Origin of the sequence: Streptomyces sp. NBC_00341 (assembly GCF_041435055.1) — a bacterium.
Classification (GTDB): Bacteria; Actinomycetota; Actinomycetes; order Streptomycetales; family Streptomycetaceae; genus Streptomyces.
In genome coordinates this window covers 3,307,458-3,329,360 of sequence record NZ_CP108002.1, presented here as the reverse complement: position 1 = coordinate 3,329,360, position 21,903 = coordinate 3,307,458, and the positions used below count along the sequence as shown (strand labels likewise).

The window sequence follows — 21,903 nt, the reverse complement described above, 5'->3', positions numbered from 1 at the left end:
GGCCCGCTACTCCTGCCCGTAGCGCGGGTCGACCGACTCCGGGGCGAGTCCGAGCAGCTCCGCGACCTGCTCGACCACGACCTCGTGCACCAGCAGTGAGCGCTCGTCACGGTTCTTGGTACGGATCTCGACGGGGCGCCGGTAGATGACGATCTGCGCCGGCCGCCCCTTCTCGGCGGACAGCGCGTTCCCCAGCGGAACGGTCTCCTCCCCGGTGCTCGGCACGTCGAGGACGACGAAGTCGACCTCGGCCAGCTGCGGCCAGCGCCGTTCCAGCCGTTCCACGGAGTCCTGGACGAGGTCACGGAAGCTGTCCGCCCGGCTGGCCGAGAGCGGCACCTGGGGCGGTGCGACGGGCCCGCGCATGCCTCGGCCGTGTCGGTCTCGGCGTCGCGGTCGCGGCTCGGACGGGTGGGGCGGTACGGGACTGTCCATCACCGACGCAGCGTAACGCTCCGCGCGGCGGGTGGACGGCGGCTGCGCGGGGACGAAACCGGCCTGTCCGCTCTTGAACAATCCGGCCACGGGGGAGCCCGATTCCGGCCCCGCCCGTGACCGTCCTCCTCTTGTCCTATGACCGCTTTCGCGGTGAGCGGCGACCGGAATCGTTGCCGTCACGACCTGTGCCCTTCCGCTGCCGCGCAGGTCAGGAGAGTCGTCCCGGGGGTGGCCGTACCGGGGGTCACAGGGCGACACGGTGGGGTGAGCCGGGGGAGAGTCGTCGCAGCCCGCTCAAGAGTGCGGTAGCGTCCAACATCGTGAGCCCTGTACGTCGCTGTTCGCGCACCGCGTGCGGCCGCCCTGCCGTCGCGACACTGACGTACGTCTATGCCGACTCGACTGCGGTCCTCGGCCCGCTCGCCACCTACGCCGAGCCCCACTGTTACGACCTCTGTGCCGAGCACAGCGAGCGGCTGACCGCGCCACGCGGCTGGGAGGTCGTCCGGCTCTCCGACCCCTCCGCGCCCGTGCGCCCCAGTGGTGACGACCTCGAAGCGCTTGCCAACGCCGTACGGGAAGCGGCGCGTCCGCAGGACCGGGGCGACGGACCCAGGGGCGGCGGCGGCCGTCGTACCGCGGATCCGGCGGAGGTCGCCCGCCGGGGCCACCTCCGGGTGCTGCGCTCGCCCGAGTCCTGAGCGGTCGCGGTACGCCGAGTCCTGAGCGGTCGCCGGTACGCCCGGCGCGCGGGGGGCCTGTGGCCGCCGGGTAGTTTGGCGGTCCGAAGAAACCCTCAGGAGGACCGTCCCGTGACTGCAGACCTGTCGCAGCTCGTGAAGGCGTACGACGTGCGCGGAGTCGTGCCCGACCAGTGGGACGAGGCCCTGGCCGAGCGGTTCGGAGCGGCGTTCGTCGAGGTGACGGCCGCGGCCGCGATCGTGGTCGGCCACGACATGCGCCCCACGTCACCGAGCCTCTCGGGCGCCTTCGCCCGCGGTGCGGCCGCCCGTGGCGCGGACGTCACGCTGATCGGCCTGTGCTCGACGGACCAGCTGTACTACGCGTCGGGGGCACTGGACCTGCCGGGCGCGATGTTCACGGCCTCGCACAACCCGGCTCAGTACAACGGCATCAAGATGTGCCGCGCGGGAGCCGCCCCGGTCGGCCAGGACACCGGCCTGGCCGAGATCCGCACCCTGGTCGAGCAGTGGTCCGCGACCGGCGCCCCGCAGCCGGCCGCCACCCCCGGCACGGTCACCGAACGGGACACGCTCACCGACTACGCCGCGTACCTGCTGTCGCTGGTGGACCTGTCCGCGATCCGCCCGCTGAAGGTGGTCGTGGACGCGGGCAACGGCATGGGCGGCCACACGGTCCCCACGGTCTTCGCGGACCTGCCCGTCGAGCTCGTCCCGATGTACTTCGAGCTGGACGGCACGTTCCCGAACCACGAGGCCAACCCCCTGGACCCGAAGAACATCGTCGACCTCCAGGCCCGCGTGGTGGCCGAGGGCGCCGATCTGGGCCTGGCCTTCGACGGCGACGCGGACCGCTGCTTCGTGGTGGACGAGCGGGGCGAGGGAGTCTCCCCGTCGGCGATCACCGCCCTGGTCGCCGCCCGCGAACTGGCCCGTAACGGCGGCAGCGGCACGGTCATCCACAACCTGATCACCTCCCACTCGGTCCCGGAGGTCGTACGGGAGAACGGCGGCACCCCGGTCCGCACCAGGGTCGGCCACTCCTTCATCAAGGCGGAGATGGCGGCACACGGGGCGATCTTCGGCGGTGAGCACTCGGCGCACTACTACTTCCGCGACTTCTGGAACGCGGATACGGGCATGCTCGCCGCCCTCCACGTCCTGGCCGCCCTGGGCGGCCAGGAGGAGCCCCTCTCGGCCCTGCTGGCCCAGTACGACCGCTACGCCGGCTCCGGCGAGATCAACTCCACGGTCGACGACCAGCCGGCCCGCACGGCGGCCGTCCGGGCCGCGTTCGCGGACCGCGAGGGCGTGAGCACCGACGAGCTGGACGGCCTGACCGTCACGGCCCCGGACTGGTGGTTCAACCTCCGCGCCTCCAACACGGAACCGCTGCTGCGCCTGAACGTCGAGGCCCGGGACGAGAAGACGATGGCAGCGGTACGCGACGAGGCCCTGACCGTAATCCGCAGGCCCTGACCCACTGCCCCGACGGCAGCAGCCTCCCACCCCAGCCGCGCCGCCCCTGAATTCCAGCCGCGCCGACGGGTGGGGTGGCGGGAGCCCGCCAGCCCACCCCACCCCACCCCACCCCACCCCAGCCCCTCACCCCAGCTGAGCTCCCACCCCAGCCCCCAATCCAGCCCCTCCGGCGTTTGAGGAGCGGGGTCCGGGGCGGAGCCCCGGTTACGGGAAGGGGCGGGGAGGGGAACAGGCCCGCCGCAGGCGCACCCACCCCAGCCCCTGACCCATCCCCCACCCGCCCCCGCCACACCCCCGGACAAGCACCCCCGGCCGGGCCGCATCCCCGCCACCCCAGCGGTAGGCTGACCTCGCCTGATCCAAGGCCAAGAAGCAAAGCCAAGAAGCAAGACCAAGAAGCAAGACCAAGACACAAGAACACGCACTCGCGCCCGCCCGAAGGGACCCACCCCATGCCGCTCGAAGCCGGCCTCCTGGAGATCCTGGCCTGCCCGGCCTGTCACGCCCCCCTGGACGACCGATCGGTGGCCGACAGCCCCGAACTGGTCTGCACCGGCAAGGGCTGCGGACTGGCCTACCCGGTACGGGACGGCATCCCCGTTCTCCTCGTCGACGAGGCCCGCCGCCCCGCGTAACCGGGCCCCGCACCCCGCAGGGTGATCAGCGTGTGATCGGAGGACCGTCCCCATGCTCGACGAGTCGTTGCTCGACGCCCCGGAAGCCCTGGCCCGAGCCGACCGCCGTGGTCTGCTGCGCGGCGCCGCCGAGGCCGGGGCCAGGGTCCGCACCGCCGCCCGGCACGCGACGGAGGCCGGCATCCCCGAGCTGAACCCGGAGGGCCGCCCGCGCGCCGTCCTGGTCGCCGGCTCCGGCACCGCCGCATCCGGCGTCGCGGACCTGATCGCCGCCCTCGCCGGAGCCTCCGCGCCGGTCACGCGCATCCAGCCGACCGGCGTCGCCCCCGCCGCGGGCGCGATGCGCTGGACGCTGCCCGGCTGGGCCGGCTCCCTCGACCTGCTGCTCATCGCCACCGCGGACGGCTCGGAGCCCGGTCTGGCGCTCGTCGCGGAACAGGCGTACCGCCGCGGCTGCAGCGTGGTGGCCGTCGCCCCCAGGCAGTCCCCGCTGCGGGAGGCGGTGGACGGCGTGCACGGCCTCGTCGTACCGATGGCCTCCGCCCCGCACGGCGAGTACGACGCCGAGACGTCGGCCGCGGGCCCCGGCACCCTGTGGGCGCTGTTCACCCCGCTGCTCGCGCTGCTCGACCGCGTCGGCCTGGTCACCGCGCCCCCGGAGACCCTGCAGAGCGTCGCCGACCGCCTGGACCGCACGGCGGAACGCTGTGGACCGGCCATCGCCACGTACAGCAATCCGGCCAAGACCCTGGCCGCCGAACTCGCGGACAGCCTTCCGCTCGTCTGGACCGAGGGCGAGGCCGCGGCCCCGGTCGGACGCCGCTTCGCCGCGGTACTGGCCGAGCTCTCGGGGCGCCCGGCGCTCGCGGCCGAACTCCCCGAGGCGCTCCCTGTCCACGGGGGCCTGCTGGCCGGGGCCTTCGCCGCCGGAGCGGACCCGGACGAGTTCTTCCGCGACCGGGTCGACGAGCCGGAGGCCCTGCGCGCCCGGGTCGTCCTGCTCAGGGACCGGCCCACCGGCGGCCTGAGCGCGGCCCCGGCGGCCCGCGAGCTCGCCCTGGGCCACGAGACGCCGATCAGCGAGCTCGAACCGGAGGAGGGCAGCCGGCTCGAAGCCCTCGCCGAGCTCCTCGCGGTCACCGACTTCGCCGCCGTCTACCTGGCCCTGGCCTCGGAAGCCCGCGCCTGAACCAGCACGCGGCAAACCGCGCCCAGCCCAGCCCACGCAGCAGCATCACGCCCCACGCATCACACCCACGCATCACGCCCCACGCCTCCGCCCCAATCACCTCCGCACAGCACCAAGATCCACGCACGCATCCAACACAGCACGAGGACGAACTCCATGGACCGGCTCTCCAACACCGTGCGCCCGTACGCCTGGGGCTCCACCACAGCCATCCCCGCCCTGCTGGGCGTCGCCCCCACCGGCGAGCCCCAGGCCGAGATGTGGATGGGCGCCCACCCCGGAGCCCCCTCCCGGATAACCCGCACCGGCCCCGCCACCGCACCCGACGCCACGCCCGGCACCGAGCAGCCCCCCACCGAGCAGCCCCTCACCGACGTCATCGCCGCCGACCCGGTGGGCGAGCTCGGCCAGGCCGCCGTCGAGAAGTTCGGCCCCCGGCTCCCCTTCCTCCTGAAGCTGCTCGCCGCCGGAGCACCGCTCTCCCTCCAGGTCCACCCCGACCTCGCCCAGGCACAGCAGGGTTACGCGGACGAGGAGCGCCGGTCCGTTCCGATCGACGCCGCCCACCGCACGTACAAGGACGCCAACCACAAGCCGGAACTGATCTGCGCGCTCACCCCCTTCGACGGCCTGTGCGGCTTCCGCCGGCCCATCGAGGCGGCCGAGGCGATGGAGGCGCTGGGCGTCGACTCCCTCAAGCCCTACGCCGACCTGCTGCGCGCCCACCCCGAAGAGGCCGCCCTGCGCGAGGTCCTCACGGCGATCCTCACCGCGGACCCGGCGCAGATGGCGGAGACGGTGACCGCAGCGGCCGCCGCCGCGGAACGGCTCGGCGGCGCGTACGCCCCGTACGCGCGCATCGCCCACCACTTCCCGGGCGACGCGGGCGTCATCGCGGCCATGCTGCTGAACTACGTACAACTCCAGCCCGGCGAGGCACTGTTCCTCGGCGCCGGAGTCCCGCACGCCTACCTCGACGGCCTCGGCGTCGAGATCATGGCCAACTCGGACAACGTGCTGCGCTGCGGACTCACGCCCAAGCACATCGACGTACCCGAACTCCTGCGCATCGTCCGCTTCGAGGCGACCGATCCCGGGATCCTGCGCCCCGAGGCGTCCCCGTCCGGCGAGGAGCTGTACGAGACCCCGGTCGACGAGTTCCGGCTCTCCCGCTTCGACCTCTCACCGGGCGGCGACCCCGTCGACCTGACCGCGGCCACGCCTCAGATCCTGCTCTGCACAGCGGGCGCACCGCGGACCGGCGACCTCGGTCTCGTACCCGGCGACTCGGTCTTCGTACCGGCCGGCGAGAAGGCCGAAGTGTCCGGTACGGGCACGCTGTTCCGCGCCACTGTGGTGGCCTGACGTACCGTCCGCACCATGGACTGCAACAATGTCCGGCCGTACCGCGGCCGCCGGAGCCGCAGCACCGAACGAAGGGACACCAGGCACCCATGAGTGCGTCAGGCGGAACCAAGGCGATCGTCGCGGCGCTCGGCGCCAACCTCGCGATCGCAGTGGCCAAATTCGTGGCGTTCCTGTTCAGCGGCTCCTCTTCGATGCTCGCGGAGAGCGTCCACTCGCTCGCCGACTCGGGCAATCAGGGGCTGCTGCTGCTCGGCGGCAAGAAGGCCAAGCGCGAGGCCACCCCCCAGCACCCCTTCGGGTACGGGCGCGAGCGCTACATCTACGCCTTCCTCGTCTCCATCGTGCTGTTCTCGGTCGGTGGCATGTTCGCGGTGTACGAGGGCTACGAGAAGATCAAGCACCCGCACCAGATCGAGGCCTGGTACTGGCCGGTCGGCGTCCTGATCTTCGCGATCATCGCGGAGGGCTTCTCCTTCCGGACGGCCATCAAGGAGTCCAACGAGACCCGCGGCGCGCTGTCCTGGACCGAGTTCATCCGCCGCGCGAAGGCCCCGGAACTCCCCGTCGTCCTCCTGGAGGACTTCGGCGCGCTCATCGGTCTGGTCCTCGCCCTCGCCGGCGTCGGCCTGGCCATCGGCACCGGCGACGGTGTGTGGGACGGCATCGGCACCCTGTGCATCGGCATCCTGCTGATCGCGATCGCGATCGTCCTGGCCGCCGAGACCAAGTCGCTGCTGCTTGGCGAGGCCGCCGGCACCGACCAGGTCGAGAAGATCAAGGCCGCGGTCGTGGACGGCGACACCGTCACCGGCATCATCCACATGCGCACGCTCCACCTCGGCCCGGAAGAACTGCTGGTCGCCGCCAAGATCGCGGTCCAGCACGACGACACGGCCACCGAGGTCGCCAACGCGATCAACGCCGCCGAGTCCCGCATCCGCGAGGCCGTCCCGATCGCCCGGGTCATCTACCTGGAACCGGACATCTACAACGAGGCCGCGGCCCGGTCCGGCACCAACCCGGCGAAGGACGCCGCCGAGGACGCCAAGGGCCCCGCCGAGGAAGCCCCGGACGCCAAGGGCCCCTCCGACCCGACCGAAACCAGCCACTGAACGCGCCGTACTCGCCTTCGCAGCCGCTCCCGGACCGGTGGGCTGGGAGCGGCTGGGCCGTTCGGTGTAGATTCGACGGCAGTGCCAGACGTCGCTGCTGATGGCGGTCGATCGGTCCGTAGCCACGGACCGGCCGAGGGAGAGAGGGCCTCCGACGGACTGCGCTGCGAGCCGCTCGGGCATTCGTGTGCCCGAGGCCGCAGAGCGCGCCCATCCACCCTCGAACCAACTGAGGAGCAGCCCGTTATGACGACGGTCGCCAATCGACAGGACTTCAAGGTCGCCGACCTCTCCCTCGCGGCCTTCGGCCGTAAGGAGATCAACCTGGCCGAGCACGAGATGCCGGGTCTGATGTCGATCCGCAAGGAGTACGCCGCCGCGCAGCCGCTGGCCGGTGCCCGTGTCACCGGTTCGCTGCACATGACCGTGCAGACGGCGGTGCTGATCGAGACCCTGGTCGCCCTGGGCGCCGAGGTCCGCTGGGCCTCCTGCAACATCTTCTCGACCCAGGACCACGCTGCCGCGGCCATCGCGGTCGGTCCGACCGGCACCCCGGACGCCCCCGCCGGCGTCCCGGTCTTCGCCTGGAAGGGCGAGTCGCTGGAGGAGTACTGGTGGTGCACGGAGCAGGCCCTGACCTGGCCGAACACCCCCACCGGCGGTCCGAACATGATCCTCGACGACGGTGGCGACGCCACCCTCCTCGTCCACAAGGGCGTCGAGTTCGAGAAGGCGGGCGCCGCCCCGGACCCGTCGACCGCGGACAGCGAGGAGTACGCCAACATCCTCACCACGCTGAACCGCACCATCGCTGAGGCCCCGCAGAAGTGGACCCAGCTGGCGTCCGAGATCCGCGGTGTCACCGAGGAGACCACCACCGGCGTGCACCGGCTGTACGAGATGCACCGTGACGGCACCCTCCTGTTCCCGGCGATCAACGTCAACGACGCGGTCACCAAGTCGAAGTTCGACAACAAGTACGGCTGCCGCCACTCGCTGATCGACGGCATCAACCGCGCCACCGACGTCCTGATCGGCGGCAAGACCGCCGTCGTCTGCGGCTACGGTGACGTGGGCAAGGGCTGCGCCGAATCCCTGCGCGGCCAGGGCGCCCGGGTGATCATCACGGAGATCGACCCGATCTGCGCACTCCAGGCGGCCATGGACGGCTACCAGGTCGCCACCCTCGACGACGTGGTGGAGCAGGGCGACATCTTCGTCACCACGACGGGCAACAAGGACATCATCATGGCCGCGGACATGGCCCGGATGAAGCACCAGGCCATCGTCGGGAACATCGGCCACTTCGACAACGAGATCGACATGGCGGGCCTCGCCGCCCTCGACGGCATCGTCAAGGACGAGGTCAAGCCCCAGGTCCACACCTGGACGTTCCCCGACGGCAAGGTCCTCATCGTGCTCTCCGAGGGCCGCCTGCTCAACCTGGGCAACGCCACGGGCCACCCGTCCTTCGTGATGTCCAACAGCTTCGCCGACCAGACCCTCGCCCAGATCGAGCTGTTCACGAAGCCCGAGGAGTACCCGACCGACGTCTACGTGCTGCCCAAGCACCTGGACGAGAAGGTCGCCCGCCTCCACCTCGCCGCGCTCGGCGTAAGGCTGACGACGCTGCGCCCGGAGCAGGCCGCGTACATCGGCGTCGAGGTCGACGGCCCGTACAAGTCCGACCACTACCGCTACTGATCCGCTGACCGCGACGGCATGCCGCTGACCGGTCACAGTCACACCGGTCAGCGACGACCGGCCACCGGCATGCCCCGCGGATCGGAGCCTGCGAACGCGACAGCGTCAGCAGCCCCGTTGACTCAGCGGCTCAGCAGCACCGCGCAGCAGCTACGAACGCAGGCCCCCGCACCCCCGTGTCGGGGGCCTGCGTCGTACCGCACCCGCACAGCCCGAGGAACCCGAAGGACCCCATGCCCCGCGGCCGTTATTCGCTCCACGATCTTCACGACCACACCCCCCTCGGTGAAGAGCACTTCCACTGCGCACCAGGCCCCTCCGGCTGGCGCTATGTCTCCCAGACGACCGCCCCGTCCGGCGACCACCTCGGATCCATCGATCTCACACTGGACGAACTCGGCCGCCCGATCCGTCTCGAACTGCACGCCGCGAGCTGGCAGATCCGCGGTGCCGCTCTCGAAGGCGTCACCTGGGTCCGCACCGATCCGACCGGTACTCACGCCACCGAAGGCAATGTCCGCGCCCACACCTTCACCGGCACTTCCCCCGCCTTCCTCATCGCGACCGCTCGCCTGCTGCGCCTCACCCCCGATTCCCCCGCGACCCGTCTCCGCGTCGTCGCCTTCACGGATCCGGTCCTCGCCCCCCGCACTGTCGACCAGTCCTGGGCCCTGGTGAACAGTGAAGCGCACGCCACTGACAACGGTCCGCTGATCGTGGACGAATACCAGGTCAACGCCCTGGACACCGGCGAGCAGCACACCATCCACCTGGCCGGCGACGTGGTCCTCTCGGCCCCGGGCATCGAGCTGGAAGAGCTGGAATCCCCGCCCTCGGCCCGCCAGTAGCGTGACCGGGTTCGCCCCGCCCGGGGGCTGTCAGGCGGGCGGGGCGAACCCGGTGGCGGCCGGTGGTGCAGGATCCTCCCCGGCAGCAGGGGCAGCAGGGGCAGCAGGGGCAGCAGGGGCAGCAGGGACACCAGGGGCACCAGGCACAGCCCCCGAGCCCCACGGCCCCTTACCCACGCTCGCACCGCTGCCGCTGCCGCCGCCCGCCGGGCCTGGAGCCCCCATGGGCCACCCCGTGCCCGTACCGCCGGGACCGCCGGGACCGCCGGGACCGCCGGAGGAGGACCGGGAAGCGGCGAACATCCGGTGCGCGTCCCGGGCCTGCCGCTCGTTCACCACGGCTGCGAGGTATGCGGCGGCGGGCACGCCCACCGGGGCCGGAACCCCGGTCCACCCGGCAAGCTCCCCGGCCAGCCGACCGGCCATGGCCCGTCCCACGTCCGCGTCCAGCTGGTGCATCCGCGTCAGGTACTGCCGTACCGCCAGCCACAGCTCGTCCGGAACCGCCGACAGGTCCAGCCCGGCGAAGCGTCCCACCAGCCAGGGTGGCGGGGGAGGAACGGAGGCGGACCGGCCCGCCGGCAGCCGCTCGCGGACGACGAGCGTCCCCGCGAAGACATCACCGAGCCGCCTCCCGCGCGCCGAGACCAGCGACGCGACGGAAGCGACCACCCCGAGCGTCATGAGGATCTCCACGACGCCCATCGCCCCACGCACCAGCGCGTGCCGGAACCGGATCGGCCCCCCGTCGTCCCGCACCACGCGCAGCCCGCACGCCAGCTTCCCCAGCGAACGGCCGTGGCTGAGCGTCTCCACCGCGATCGGAGCGCCGACCAGTACCAGCAGGAACGTCGCCACGGAGACGGCGGCGAACGCCGCCGCGTCCAGTCCGGAGGTCGCCACGGCCAGTCCGACAGAGACCAGGACGAACGCCGTCCCGACCACGACCAGATCGATGGAAAGAGCCAGCGCACGGCTCGGCAGTTTCGCCGGCCGCAGCCCCAGCACGACCGCGTCCCCGGTCACGAGCTCGCTCATCCCCGCCCACCCTTCGCCGTCCATCCCTGCCCCGCCGGGCCACAGTCTGCCAAGCTGACCCGAAAACGCGCCGCAGCAGTACGGACCCGTACGCACCCATGCCTGGAGCAGCAGCCGACCATGGACCTCGACGTCTTCGTCAACGCCCACCGCAGCGAGTGGGACCGCCTGGACCACCTCCTGCACCGCGGACGCAAGCTCACCGGCGCGGAAGCCGACGAACTGGTCGACCTCTACCAGCGCACGGCGACCCATCTCTCCCTGATCCAGTCCGGCGCCCCCGACCCGTTGCTCATCGCGCGCCTCACCCAGCTGGTGGCCCGTGCCCGCGCCACGGTGACCGGAACCCGCCGAGCCTCGTGGCAGGACGCCGCGCGATTCCTCACCGCAGGCTTTCCCGCAGCGGTCTACCGCTCCCGGCACTGGTGGATACCCACAGCCGTCCTCTCCGCGCTTCTGGCCGCGCTGATCGGCTGGTGGATCGCCACCCATCCGGAAGTCCAGTCGGCCATCGCCGCCCCGGAAGACCTGCGCCGCATGACCAGTCCCGGCGGCGAGTACGAGACCTACTACTCCAGCCACCCCGCGGCCTCGTTCGCCGCCCAGGTCTGGACGAACAACGCGCAGGCCGCAGCCATGTGCCTGGTGCTGGGCGCGTTCCTCTGCGTCCCGGTGATCTGGATCCTCTTCCTGAACGTGCTCAACCTCGGCATAGGCATCGGTCTGATGTCCTCGGCCGGTCGGCTCGACACCTTCCTCGGTCTGATCCTTCCGCACGGACTGCTCGAACTCACCGCCGTCTTCGTCGCGGCAGGAACCGGGCTCCGACTGGGCTGGACGGTCATCGACCCCGGCCCGCACACCCGGCGCACCGCGCTCGCGCAACAGGGCCGCGCCGCGATCGGCATGGCCATCGGCCTGGCCCTGATCCTGTTCGTCTCGGGTGTCATCGAAGGCTTCGTCACCCCCTCCGGCCTCCCGACCTGGGCCCGTATCGCCATCGGGATCGCCGCCGAGCTGGCCTTCCTCGCGTACGTCTACATCCTGGGCGGCCGGGCGGCCCGAGCCGGCGATACCGGCGACGTTGCGGACACCGAGCGGAGCGCCGAACTCCCGGTGGCCGCCTGATGTGCATACGCCTCTCCTGACCTGCTAGTCTCCTCCTCGCCCCAAAAAACCGTTGACACGGCGCACTGGGGGAGGTAGATTCGAACGGTTGCCTCGAACTGGACAAGTTCGGGCCCAGCAGTTAGTGTCATCTCGCTCTCGTCGGAAATTCAATTTCTGCGGAGCCATTGATTCCCACCCTCTGAATCACGAAGCCGATTATTTTGGCCGAACTGTTTCTGATAAAGTCGAATCAGCCGAAAGGCAAGGCCACTTCAACGGCCACCAGAATTCAAATTCGAACCGGAAACGGAACGAAATCGAGTCTGGTAAGGTTGGAACCGCCGGAAAGGGAAACGCGAAAGCGAAGAACTGGAAAGCGAAAACGCGAGGCCCGCTTCGACCGGGAATCGGACACGAAAGAGTCTGATAGAGTCGGAAACGCAAGACCGAAGGGAAGCGCCCGGAGGAAAGCCCGAGAGGGTGAGTACAAAGGAAGCGTCCGTTCCTTGAGAACTCAACAGCGTGCCAAAAGTCAACGCCAGATACGTTGATACCCCGACCTGCTTCGGCAGGTTCGAGGTTCCTTTGAAAGTCCTGGCAGACCCACTTGTGGGTTCTACCAGGCAATGCACATAGCGAGGACACAGTGAACAGTCGGTCTTATTCCGACTCGACTGTTCCGCTCTCGTGTTGTGATCCCGATTACGGGAAAACATTCACGGAGAGTTTGATCCTGGCTCAGGACGAACGCTGGCGGCGTGCTTAACACATGCAAGTCGAACGATGAAGCCCTTCGGGGTGGATTAGTGGCGAACGGGTGAGTAACACGTGGGCAATCTGCCCTTCACTCTGGGACAAGCCCTGGAAACGGGGTCTAATACCGGATAACACTTTCCCTCTCATGGGGGAAGGTTAAAAGCTCCGGCGGTGAAGGATGAGCCCGCGGCCTATCAGCTAGTTGGTGGGGTAATGGCCTACCAAGGCGACGACGGGTAGCCGGCCTGAGAGGGCGACCGGCCACACTGGGACTGAGACACGGCCCAGACTCCTACGGGAGGCAGCAGTGGGGAATATTGCACAATGGGCGAAAGCCTGATGCAGCGACGCCGCGTGAGGGATGACGGCCTTCGGGTTGTAAACCTCTTTCAGCAGGGAAGAAGCGAAAGTGACGGTACCTGCAGAAGAAGCGCCGGCTAACTACGTGCCAGCAGCCGCGGTAATACGTAGGGCGCAAGCGTTGTCCGGAATTATTGGGCGTAAAGAGCTCGTAGGCGGCTTGTTGCGTCGGTTGTGAAAGCCCGGGGCTTAACCCCGGGTCTGCAGTCGATACGGGCAGGCTAGAGTGTGGTAGGGGAGATCGGAATTCCTGGTGTAGCGGTGAAATGCGCAGATATCAGGAGGAACACCGGTGGCGAAGGCGGATCTCTGGGCCATTACTGACGCTGAGGAGCGAAAGCGTGGGGAGCGAACAGGATTAGATACCCTGGTAGTCCACGCCGTAAACGTTGGGAACTAGGTGTTGGCGACATTCCACGTCGTCGGTGCCGCAGCTAACGCATTAAGTTCCCCGCCTGGGGAGTACGGCCGCAAGGCTAAAACTCAAAGGAATTGACGGGGGCCCGCACAAGCAGCGGAGCATGTGGCTTAATTCGACGCAACGCGAAGAACCTTACCAAGGCTTGACATACACCGGAAAGCATCAGAGATGGTGCCCCCCTTGTGGTCGGTGTACAGGTGGTGCATGGCTGTCGTCAGCTCGTGTCGTGAGATGTTGGGTTAAGTCCCGCAACGAGCGCAACCCTTGTTCTGTGTTGCCAGCATGCCCTTCGGGGTGATGGGGACTCACAGGAGACTGCCGGGGTCAACTCGGAGGAAGGTGGGGACGACGTCAAGTCATCATGCCCCTTATGTCTTGGGCTGCACACGTGCTACAATGGCCGGTACAATGAGCTGCGATGCCGCGAGGCGGAGCGAATCTCAAAAAGCCGGTCTCAGTTCGGATTGGGGTCTGCAACTCGACCCCATGAAGTCGGAGTTGCTAGTAATCGCAGATCAGCATTGCTGCGGTGAATACGTTCCCGGGCCTTGTACACACCGCCCGTCACGTCACGAAAGTCGGTAACACCCGAAGCCGGTGGCCCAACCCCTTGTGGGAGGGAGCTGTCGAAGGTGGGACTGGCGATTGGGACGAAGTCGTAACAAGGTAGCCGTACCGGAAGGTGCGGCTGGATCACCTCCTTTCTAAGGAGCATCTAGATTCCGTAAGGAATCCAGAGCCACTACGCCGGCAAATGTTCGGCGGTGGTTAGCTCATGGGTGGAACGTTGACTATTCGGCACGACAGGTTGTTTTTCACTAGTACTGCTTCGGCGTGGAATGTGGGAAGTGATCGGTCGGGTCGGGCACGCTGTTGGGTATCTGAAGGTACGGCCGTCATGGTCGTCCTTCGGTTGCCGGCCCCAGTGAACTCACCTGTTAAGGGTGGGGTGATGGGTGGCTGGTCGTTGTTTGAGAACTGCACAGTGGACGCGAGCATCTGTGGCCAAGTTTTTAAGGGCGCACGGTGGATGCCTTGGCACCAGGAACCGATGAAGGACGTGGGAGGCCACGATAGGCCCCGGGGAGCTGTCAACCAAGCTTTGATCCGGGGGTGTCCGAATGGGGAAACCCGGCAGTCGTCATGGGCTGTCACCCGCTGCTGAACACATAGGCAGTGTGGAGGGAACGAGGGGAAGTGAAACATCTCAGTACCCTCAGGAAGAGAAAACAACCGTGATTCCGGGAGTAGTGGCGAGCGAAACTGGATCAGGCCAAACCGTATGCGTGTGATACCCGGCAGGGGTTGCGCATGCGGGGTTGTGGGATCTCTTTTTCACGGTCTGCCGGCTGTGAGACGAGTCAGAAACCGTTGATGTAGGCGAAGGACATGCGAAAGGTCCGGCGTAGAGGGTAAGACCCCCGTAGCTGAAACATTAACGGCTCGTTTAAGAGACACCCAAGTAGCACGGGGCCCGAGAAATCCCGTGTGAATCTGGCGGGACCACCCGTTAAGCCTAAATATTCCCTGGTGACCGATAGCGGATAGTACCGTGAGGGAATGGTGAAAAGTACCGCGGGAGCGGAGTGAAATAGTACCTGAAACCGTGTGCCTACAAGCCGTGGGAGCGTCGCGCGCCGAGTTTACTCGGTGCGTCGTGACTGCGTGCCTTTTGAAGAATGAGCCTGCGAGTTTGCGGTGTGTTGCGAGGTTAACCCGTGTGGGGAAGCCGTAGCGAAAGCGAGTCCGAATAGGGCGATTTAGTAGCGCGCTCAAGACCCGAAGCGGAGTGATCTAGCCATGGGCAGGTTGAAGCGGAGGTAAGACTTCGTGGAGGACCGAACCCACCAGGGTTGAAAACCTGGGGGATGACCTGTGGTTAGGGGTGAAAGGCCAATCAAACTCCGTGATAGCTGGTTCTCCCCGAAATGCATTTAGGTGCAGCGTCGTGTGTTTCTTGCCGGAGGTAGAGCACTGGATAGGCGATGGGCCCTACCGGGTTACTGACCTTAGCCAAACTCCGAATGCCGGTAAGTGAGAGCACGGCAGTGAGACTGTGGGGGATAAGCTCCATGGTCGAGAGGGAAACAGCCCAGAGCATCGACTAAGGCCCCTAAGCGTACGCTAAGTGGGAAAGGATGTGGAGTCGCAGAGACAACCAGGAGGTTGGCTTAGAAGCAGCCACCCTTGAAAGAGTGCGTAATAGCTCACTGGTCAAGTGATTCCGCGCCGACAATGTAGCGGGGCTCAAGCGTACCGCCGAAGTCGTGTCATTCCAGCACATACCCCCAACGGGGGCTGGGATGGGTAGGGGAGCGTCGTGTGCCGGGTGAAGCAGCCGCGGAAGCGAGTTGTGGACGGTTCACGAGTGAGAATGCAGGCATGAGTAGCGATACACACGTGAGAAACGTGTGCGCCGATTGACTAAGGGTTCCTGGGTCAAGCTGATCTGCCCAGGGTAAGTCGGGACCTAAGGCGAGGCCGACAGGCGTAGTCGATGGACAACCGGTTGATATTCCGGTACCCGCTTTGAAACGCCCAGTACTGAATCAGGCGATGCTAAGTCCGTGAAGCCGGCCCGATCTCTTCGGAGTTGAGGGTAGTGGTGGAGCCGACGAACCAGACTTGTATTAGGTAAGCGATGGGGTGACGCAGGAAGGTAGTCCAGCCCGGGCGGTGGTAGTCCCGGGGTAAGGGTGTAGGCCGTGTGGTAGGTAAATCCGTCACACATTAAGGCTGAGACCTGATGCCGAGCCGATTGTGGTGAAGTGGATGATCCTATGCTGTCGAGAAAAGCCTCTAGCGAGTTTCATGGCGGCCCGTACCCTAAACCGACTCAGGTGGTCAGGTAGAGAATACCGAGGCGTTCGGGTGAACTATGGTTAAGGAACTCGGCAAAATGCCCCCGTAACTTCGGGAGAAGGGGGGCCATCACTGGTGATCCGATTTACTCGGTGAGCTGGGGGTGGCCGCAGAGACCAGCGAGAAGCGACTGTTTACTAAAAACACAGGTCCGTGCGAAGCCGTAAGGCGATGTATACGGACTGACGCCTGCCCGGTGCTGGAACGTTAAGGGGACCGGTTAGCTGACTTTCGGGTCGGCGAAGCTGAGAACTTAAGCGCCAGTAAACGGCGGTGGTAACTATAACCATCCTAAGGTAGCGAAATTCCTTGTCGGGTAAGTTCCGACCTGCACGAATGGCGTAACGACTTCTCGACTGTCTCAACCATAGGCCCGGTGAAATTGCACTACGAGTAAAGATGCTCGTTTCGCGCAGCAGGACGGAAAGACCCCGGGACCTTTACTATAGTTTGATATTGGTGTTCGGTTCGGCTTGTGTAGGATAGGTGGGAGACTTTGAAGCGGCCACGCCAGTGGTTGTGGAGTCGTCGTTGAAATACCACTCTGGTCGTGCTGGATGTCTAACCTGGGTCCGTGATCCGGATCAGGGACAGTGTCTGATGGGTAGTTTAACTGGGGCGGTTGCCTCCTAAAGAGTAACGGAGGCGCCCAAAGGTTCCCTCAGCCTGGTTGGCAATCAGGTGTTGAGTGTAAGTGCACAAGGGAGCTTGACTGTGAGACCGACGGGTCGAGCAGGGACGAAAGTCGGGACTAGTGATCCGGCAGTGGCTTGTGGAAGCGCTGTCGCTCAACGGATAAAAGGTACCCCGGGGATAACAGGCTGATCTTCCCCAAGAGTCCATATCGACGGGATGGTTTGGCACCTCGATGTCGGCTCGTCGCATCCTGGGGCTGGAGTCGGTCCCAAGGGTTGGGCTGTTCGCCCATTAAAGCGGTACGCGAGCTGGGTTTAGAACGTCGTGAGACAGTTCGGTCCCTATCCGCTGTGCGCGTAGGAATATTGAGAAGGGCTGTCCCTAGTACGAGAGGACCGGGACGGACGAACCTCTGGTGTGCCAGTTGTCCTGCCAAGGGCATGGCTGGTTGGCTACGTTCGGAAAGGATAACCGCTGAAAGCATCTAAGCGGGAAGCCTGCTTCGAGATGAGTATTCCCACCAACTTGATTGGTTAAGGCTCCCAGTAGACGACTGGGTTGATAGGCCAGATGTGGAAGCCCGGTAACGGGTGGAGCTGACTGGTACTAATAGGCCGAGGGCTTGTCCTCAGTTGCTCGCGTCCACTGTGTTAGTTCTGAAATAACGAACGGCCGTGTTTTGTTCCGGTGTTGGTTAATTTCATAGTGTTTCGGTGGTCATTGCGTTAGGGAAACGCCCGGTTACATTCCGAACCCGGAAGCTAAGCCTTTCAGCGCCGATGGTACTGCAGGGGGGACCCTGTGGGAGAGTAGGACGCCGCCGAACTCCTTTTAAATAGTTGAGCCCCGTGCCCTTGTGGCACGGGGTTTTTCTGCGTTCCCGGCCAGAAGAACGGGCTTGATTGCTGATTCCCGATTCTTGATTCCTGATCGGATCCCAGCCCGGTACGTCTGCCACTTCCTGAAATACCGGGCTCGGATCCGATCCGCTGCATCCTGTAGCCCAGCTACAGACGACCTGCTGCTTTGAGAGCCAGGTAGGCGTCGGCAAGAGCCGGCGCGAGGGTGTCGGGAGTGGCGTCGACGACAGCAACCCCGTGTCGTTGGAGCTGATCCGCCGTTCTGCGACGTCGGGCCTTGGCCTGGGCAGCGGCAGCCGCCTCGTAGACCGCGTCCACTGTTCCTCTCGCGCCGGCCATCTTCTCGATGTGCGGATCGCTGACAGCTGCCAGCAGCACGGTGTGGCGTTGGGTCAGGCGGGACAGGACGGGCAGCAGCCCTTCCTCGACGGGGGCCGAGTTGAGGCTGGTCAGAAGCACGATCAGGGAACGGCGAGGGGCGTTCGCCAGAGCCATGGCGCTGAGGCCGCGTGCATCTGTTTCCACCAGCTCCGGTTCGAGCGGTGCCATCGCATCCACCATGGCCGACAGGACTTCCCCGGCTGCCCGGCGCTGTACGCGGGCGCGCACACGGCGGTCGTAGGCGAGCAGATCGACCCGGTCGCCCGCTCGTGTGGCGAGAGCAGTCAGGAGCAGTGCCGCGTCCATCGCAGCGTCGAGACGAGGAACGTCACCGACCCGCCCAGCCGATGTCCGGCCCGTATCAAGGACGACGAGGATATGACGGTCGCGCTCGGGGCGCCACGTCCGCACGGCGACGGCAGACTGGCGGGCGGTTGCCCGCCAGTCGATCGAGCGGGTGTCGTCGCCCGGAACGTAGGCGCGAAGACTGTCGAACTCCGTACCCTCGCCACGGGTCAGGACGCTGGTGCGGCCATCGAGTTCTCGCAGTCTTGCGAGACGGGACGGCAGGTGTTTGCGACTGGTGAACGGCGGCAGGACCCGTACTGTCCAAGGAAGTTGATGGTTGCCCTGGCGCGCGGCGAGACCCAGCGGGCCGTACGAACGGACGGTGATCTGCTCGGCCCGTCGGTCGCCGCGGCGGGTGGGACGCAGGAACGTGGTGATGCGGCGTCGTTCGCCCGGCGGGACCGTCAGCCTGTGGCGGGACGCCGACTGCTCCGTGCCGGCTTGCCAACTGCTGGGAGGCCAGGCATCACGGAGGTGTGCCCGCAGGCGTCGGCGGGAAGGATTGACTACGGTGAGTTGCGCTTCCGCGCTGTCACCAAGTCGAACGGTTGTATCACCGGATCGGGTGAACTGGAGCGGACGCACTGGCGCAGCCAGGGCATAGTCGCACAGAATTGCTAGAGACAGCGGGGCATTGACCGCGAGCATGCCCGTCCAGCTCGGGGCCAGGATGCCTACGGGGAGTGACCCCAGGGCGGCGAGCAGAGCGGTGCGTCCGGTGAGGGCCACGACTCACCGCCTCATCGGGGTACGGGGACTTGGGCGAGGACAGCGGTGATGACGGAGTCGGGGGTGACACCTTCCATTTCCGCTTCGGGCCGGAGCTGGACGCGGTGGCGGAGCGTGGGGAGGGCCAGGGCTTTCACGTCGTCCGGAATCACGTAGTCGCGGCCTGTGAGCCAGGCCCAGGCCCGTGCGGTGGAGAGCAGAGCAGTGGCACCTCGGGGTGAGACCCCGAGGGAGAGTGAGGGGGAATCACGCGTGGCACGACAGATATCCACGACGTAGCCGGCGATCTCGGGGGAGACGCTGGTCCTGGCGACAGCGGCACGAGCGGCTTCCAGATCGGCCGGTCCCGCGACCGGGCGTATACCCGCTGCTGTGAGGTCTCGGGGGTTGAAGCCGTCGGCGTGGCGGGTCAGGACGTCGATCTCGTCCTCGCGGGAAGGCAGAGGCACCGTCAGTTTGAGGAGGAAGCGGTCCAACTGGGCCTCGGGGAGCGGGTATGTGCCCTCGTACTCCACCGGGTTCTGCGTTGCTGCGACGAGGAAGGGGTCGGGGAGTAGCCGGGGGGTTCCGTCGACGGTGACCTGACGCTCCTCCATCGCCTCCAGGAGGGAGGACTGGGTCTTGGGCGGTGTCCGGTTGATCTCGTCGGCAAGCAGGAGGTTGGTGAAGACCGGCCCCTGCTGGAAGGAGAACTCCGCGGTGCGGGCGTCGTAGACGAGGGACCCGGTGACATCGCTGGGCATCAGGTCGGGGGTGAACTGGACGCGTTTGGTGTCGAGTTCGAGCGACGCCGCGAGGGCCCGCACCAGGAGGGTCTTGGCCACGCCCGGCACGCCTTCGAGCAGGACGTGGCCTCGGCAGAGCAGTGCGACGACAAGGCCGGTGACCGCCGGGTCCTGCCCGACCACGGCCTTGGCGATCTCGGAACGCAGGGCTTCCAGGGAGGCGCGGGCCGTGTCGTCGCTCCGGTTGGTGTCGGCTGTCCCGGCGGAAACGGGGGGCGGGGCGGTCATGAGGTACGGACCTCCCTTTCGAGGGAGTCGAGTTGGTCTGCCAGCAGGACGAGCGCGGCATCGTCGGAGGGAGCCGAGCCGAAGATCAGTGATCGAAGGCCGTCGTCGGCGGTGCTGAGGCGTGCGGAGACGGCGGGCAGGAGGGTGGCGGGGGAGTGGGCGTTCTGCGGGGAGACGCCGACGAGAGGAGCGATGCGGGTGCGAGAGGCGTGACGCAGTGCGGCGGCGGCCCGGTCGCGGGCGTTGGTCTTGCGGTGGAGGCGGGCGCGGCCCTCGGTGGACTCGGAGGCGCGGATGGCCACGGGCAGCCGCTCAGCGATCAGGGGGCCCAGGCGACGTGACCGCCAGACGGCGACAAGTACGACGGCGAGTGCCAGTTGCAGAGTGCCCCACAGCCAGCCCGAGGGGATCAGGTCGATGAAGCTGCTCTCGCCGCCCACGCTCCCGTTCCCCGTTCCGCCGTCATCGTGTTCGCCGCCGCCTGCGGCGGAGGGGTCATCCAGCGAGGGGAGGTACCAGACCAGATGCGAGTGGGAACCGAGGAGTTGAAGGGCCAACGAGGCGTTGCCCTGCTTGTCCAGACGATCGTTGTACAGGATGTCGGGGGAACCGAGAAGGACGGTGTCGCCCGCTGCCGGGTGGCGCAGGAGCAGCAGGGAGGGAAGGCCGTCGGCCGGGTAGCAGGCGAGGGCGTCGAGGCTGCCACTGGAGTAGCGCAGGCCACCCGTCTCGGCGGTGCCGGCCAGCCGGGCTGCTTCCAGGGAGCACCGGGGGGCGCGTGTGGCCACCGGTGCGGCGGACTCCACGCGGACACCGGGGGCCAATGCGCGCACGGAGGGAGGTCCTGCGGCGAGGAATACGGTCCGGCCCGCGGTGTCGGTGGTTGCCGTGCGGAGGGTGCGCTGCTGGTCGGGCGTCAGCAGGTCGGGTGCGGTGACGAGCAGGGTGGTGTCGGGTCCCGCCGCCGACGTGGCGTCCTCGAGTGTGGTGACGACCCGGACGGAGACGCCGCGGTCCTTGAGGAGTTCGGCGACGGCCCGGCTGCCGTAGCGGTCGGCGGAGCGGGGGTCGAGACGTCCGTGCCGGTCGCCGGAGTGGGTGGCGGCCAGGGCGATGCCGGCGGCGACGAGCACGAGGACGGCGAGCAGCGGCCCGCGTGTGCGCGTCCAGACCTGACGAGCGGTCGGGGAGGCCGAGGAGGAAGCGGCGGTGGCCACGGTCATCCGGCGGCTCCCGGGAGTGTGCCGGTCAGCTGGGGCTTTGCGGTTTCGAGCTCCAGGTCCAGGGCGAGCAGGGTCCGGTACGCCTGCTGGTCGGCGGCGCGGCCGCCGTATGTGACGTCGTCGAACTGCCGGGCCGCCGCGTGCAGTCGCGTGGCGTGTGCGGGGAGCGGCCGTCCGGCCTCCGCGGCGGCTTCGTCGGCCGTGCGGCCGGGGCGCGGGTCCAGGAGGGCGCGTTCTTCGAGGGAGCGGACGATGGCCCGCATCCGTTCCTGGACCGCTTGGTTCCAGCGGCCGGCGGTGGCGTGGGTCTCGGCGGCGGTGCGGTGTTCCGCAGCACTGCGGGGGCCGCTTTCGAAGAGGGCGTCCGCCGTTCCTGGACCGCGTTGCGGGGTTCCCAGCCGCCACCGGAGTGCGGCGGCCAGGGCGAGAACGATCAGTACCAGTACGACCAGCCCCGCGGGACCGCCGAGGGCGGCGCCCGAGGCGGACGAGAGGAGATCACCGACCCAATTCCACAGGTGGTCGAGAGCACGCTGGAGGACGTTCGGGTCGTTCTCGTGGTACATCGGATCGGACAGTTCGTGCCGTGCCGCCTCGCGGGCGGGCACCCGTGGGGTGTCCACGGGTATGCCGCCGCCGGCCCGGATCAGCAGCTGTGCGGCCGCCGTGCCGCCCGCCCCCGACACGGC

General features: G+C 67.4%; 15 protein-coding genes and 3 rRNA genes. 12 read left to right on the top strand and 6 right to left on the bottom strand.

Annotated features, from left to right (window positions below; translation table 11 throughout):
• Nucleotides 1-6: 6 nt before the first annotated feature.
• Nucleotides 7-435, bottom strand: a complete 429-nt coding sequence (locus OG892_RS14860; RefSeq protein WP_073738556.1) for a metallopeptidase family protein — start codon at nt 433-435, stop codon at nt 7-9.
• A 323-nt stretch (nt 436-758) separates the two neighbouring features.
• On the opposite strand from OG892_RS14860, the gene OG892_RS14855 reads away from it, so the two are divergent.
• The 8 genes from OG892_RS14855 to OG892_RS14820 all read left to right on the top strand — a co-directional run bounded on the left by OG892_RS14855 (nt 759) and on the right by OG892_RS14820 (nt 9,477).
• Nucleotides 759-1,139, top strand: a complete 381-nt coding sequence (locus OG892_RS14855) for a DUF3499 domain-containing protein (protein WP_311305363.1) — start codon at nt 759-761, stop codon at nt 1,137-1,139.
• 111 nt (nt 1,140-1,250) lie between these two features.
• Nucleotides 1,251-2,618, top strand: coding sequence for a phosphomannomutase/phosphoglucomutase (locus OG892_RS14850; RefSeq protein ID WP_328866851.1), 1,368 nt, complete (start codon nt 1,251-1,253; stop codon nt 2,616-2,618).
• Nucleotides 2,619-3,073: 455 nt separating this feature from the next.
• Complete coding sequence (locus OG892_RS14845) at nt 3,074-3,256, top strand: Trm112 family protein (RefSeq protein ID WP_371629397.1); 183 nt, start codon at nt 3,074-3,076, stop codon at nt 3,254-3,256.
• Nucleotides 3,257-3,308: 52 nt separating this feature from the next.
• Complete coding sequence (locus OG892_RS14840) at nt 3,309-4,445, top strand: SIS domain-containing protein (RefSeq protein ID WP_328866852.1); 1,137 nt, start codon at nt 3,309-3,311, stop codon at nt 4,443-4,445.
• Nucleotides 4,446-4,601: 156 nt separating this feature from the next.
• Nucleotides 4,602-5,810 (top strand): mannose-6-phosphate isomerase, class I, encoded by a 1,209-nt coding sequence (gene manA, locus OG892_RS14835; RefSeq protein WP_371629396.1) that lies wholly within the window; start codon nt 4,602-4,604, stop codon nt 5,808-5,810.
• A gap of 89 nt (nt 5,811-5,899) precedes the next feature.
• Nucleotides 5,900-6,925 carry a cation diffusion facilitator family transporter gene (locus tag OG892_RS14830; RefSeq protein ID WP_073738562.1) on the top strand — a complete coding sequence of 342 codons (1,026 nt, stop codon included), beginning with the start codon at nt 5,900-5,902 and terminating at the stop codon, nt 6,923-6,925.
• Nucleotides 6,926-7,171: 246 nt separating this feature from the next.
• Entirely contained in the window at nt 7,172-8,629 is a 1,458-nt protein-coding gene (gene ahcY / locus OG892_RS14825; protein WP_328866854.1) for an adenosylhomocysteinase, read from the top strand.
• Nucleotides 8,630-8,862: 233 nt separating this feature from the next.
• The gene (locus OG892_RS14820; RefSeq protein WP_073738564.1) at nt 8,863-9,477 is read left to right on the top strand and encodes a hypothetical protein; all 615 of its coding nucleotides are present in this window, start codon (nt 8,863-8,865) and stop codon (nt 9,475-9,477) included.
• A gap of 30 nt (nt 9,478-9,507) precedes the next feature.
• Here the strand turns inward: OG892_RS14820 and OG892_RS14815 are convergent, their stop codons facing one another.
• Complete coding sequence (locus tag OG892_RS14815) at nt 9,508-10,515, bottom strand: RDD family protein (RefSeq protein WP_371629395.1); 1,008 nt, start codon at nt 10,513-10,515, stop codon at nt 9,508-9,510.
• A 120-nt stretch (nt 10,516-10,635) separates the two neighbouring features.
• Here OG892_RS14815 and OG892_RS14810 point away from each other — a divergent pair, with 120 nt between their 5' ends.
• The 4 genes from OG892_RS14810 (at nt 10,636) to rrf (ending at nt 17,486) form a co-directional block, all read left to right on the top strand.
• Complete coding sequence (locus tag OG892_RS14810) at nt 10,636-11,643, top strand: stage II sporulation protein M (protein WP_371629394.1); 1,008 nt, start codon at nt 10,636-10,638, stop codon at nt 11,641-11,643.
• A 697-nt stretch (nt 11,644-12,340) separates the two neighbouring features.
• Nucleotides 12,341-13,866: ribosomal RNA gene (locus OG892_RS14805) — 16S ribosomal RNA — on the top strand.
• 299 nt (nt 13,867-14,165) lie between these two features.
• Nucleotides 14,166-17,290, top strand: a 23S ribosomal RNA gene (locus OG892_RS14800).
• A 79-nt stretch (nt 17,291-17,369) separates the two neighbouring features.
• Nucleotides 17,370-17,486 (top strand): 5S ribosomal RNA (rrf, locus tag OG892_RS14795).
• The 16S, 23S and 5S rRNA genes sit together here, the layout of an rRNA operon.
• A gap of 181 nt (nt 17,487-17,667) precedes the next feature.
• On the opposite strand, the gene OG892_RS14790 is transcribed toward rrf, so the two are convergent.
• The 4 genes from OG892_RS14790 to OG892_RS14775 are packed head-to-tail and all read right to left on the bottom strand — an operon-like array spanning nt 17,668 to nt 21,900.
• Nucleotides 17,668-18,978, bottom strand: coding sequence for a DUF58 domain-containing protein (locus OG892_RS14790; protein WP_371629393.1), 1,311 nt, complete (start codon nt 18,976-18,978; stop codon nt 17,668-17,670).
• Between the two features lie 11 nt (nt 18,979-18,989).
• Complete coding sequence (locus OG892_RS14785) at nt 18,990-19,991, bottom strand: MoxR family ATPase (RefSeq protein ID WP_073738134.1); 1,002 nt, start codon at nt 19,989-19,991, stop codon at nt 18,990-18,992.
• Nucleotides 19,988-21,214 carry a DUF4350 domain-containing protein gene (locus tag OG892_RS14780; RefSeq protein WP_371629392.1) on the bottom strand — a complete coding sequence of 409 codons (1,227 nt, stop codon included), beginning with the start codon at nt 21,212-21,214 and terminating at the stop codon, nt 19,988-19,990. Before OG892_RS14780 ends, OG892_RS14785 begins: the two co-directional genes overlap by 4 nt.
• Nucleotides 21,211-21,900, bottom strand: a complete 690-nt coding sequence (locus tag OG892_RS14775) for a DUF4129 domain-containing protein (RefSeq protein ID WP_371629391.1) — start codon at nt 21,898-21,900, stop codon at nt 21,211-21,213. Before OG892_RS14775 ends, OG892_RS14780 begins: the two co-directional genes overlap by 4 nt.
• Between the last annotated feature and the right edge of the window lie 3 nt (nt 21,901-21,903).

What these genes read in the sequence shown, in the direction of transcription:
- OG892_RS14860 (WP_073738556.1), bottom strand. Translation starts at nt 435, where the DNA reads ATGGACAGTCCCGTACCGCCCCACCCGTCCGAGCCGCGACCGCGACGC.
- OG892_RS14845 (WP_371629397.1), top strand. Translation starts at nt 3,074, where the DNA reads ATGCCGCTCGAAGCCGGCCTCCTGGAGATCCTGGCCTGCCCGGCCTGT.
- OG892_RS14840 (WP_328866852.1), top strand. Translation starts at nt 3,309, where the DNA reads ATGCTCGACGAGTCGTTGCTCGACGCCCCGGAAGCCCTGGCCCGAGCC.
- manA (WP_371629396.1), top strand. Translation starts at nt 4,602, where the DNA reads ATGGACCGGCTCTCCAACACCGTGCGCCCGTACGCCTGGGGCTCCACC.
- OG892_RS14830 (WP_073738562.1), top strand. Translation starts at nt 5,900, where the DNA reads ATGAGTGCGTCAGGCGGAACCAAGGCGATCGTCGCGGCGCTCGGCGCC.
- ahcY (WP_328866854.1), top strand. Translation starts at nt 7,172, where the DNA reads ATGACGACGGTCGCCAATCGACAGGACTTCAAGGTCGCCGACCTCTCC.
- OG892_RS14820 (WP_073738564.1), top strand. Translation starts at nt 8,863, where the DNA reads ATGCCCCGCGGCCGTTATTCGCTCCACGATCTTCACGACCACACCCCC.
- OG892_RS14815 (WP_371629395.1), bottom strand. Translation starts at nt 10,515, where the DNA reads ATGAGCGAGCTCGTGACCGGGGACGCGGTCGTGCTGGGGCTGCGGCCG.
- OG892_RS14810 (WP_371629394.1), top strand. Translation starts at nt 10,636, where the DNA reads ATGGACCTCGACGTCTTCGTCAACGCCCACCGCAGCGAGTGGGACCGC.
- OG892_RS14785 (WP_073738134.1), bottom strand. Translation starts at nt 19,991, where the DNA reads ATGACCGCCCCGCCCCCCGTTTCCGCCGGGACAGCCGACACCAACCGG.
- OG892_RS14780 (WP_371629392.1), bottom strand. Translation starts at nt 21,214, where the DNA reads ATGACCGTGGCCACCGCCGCTTCCTCCTCGGCCTCCCCGACCGCTCGT.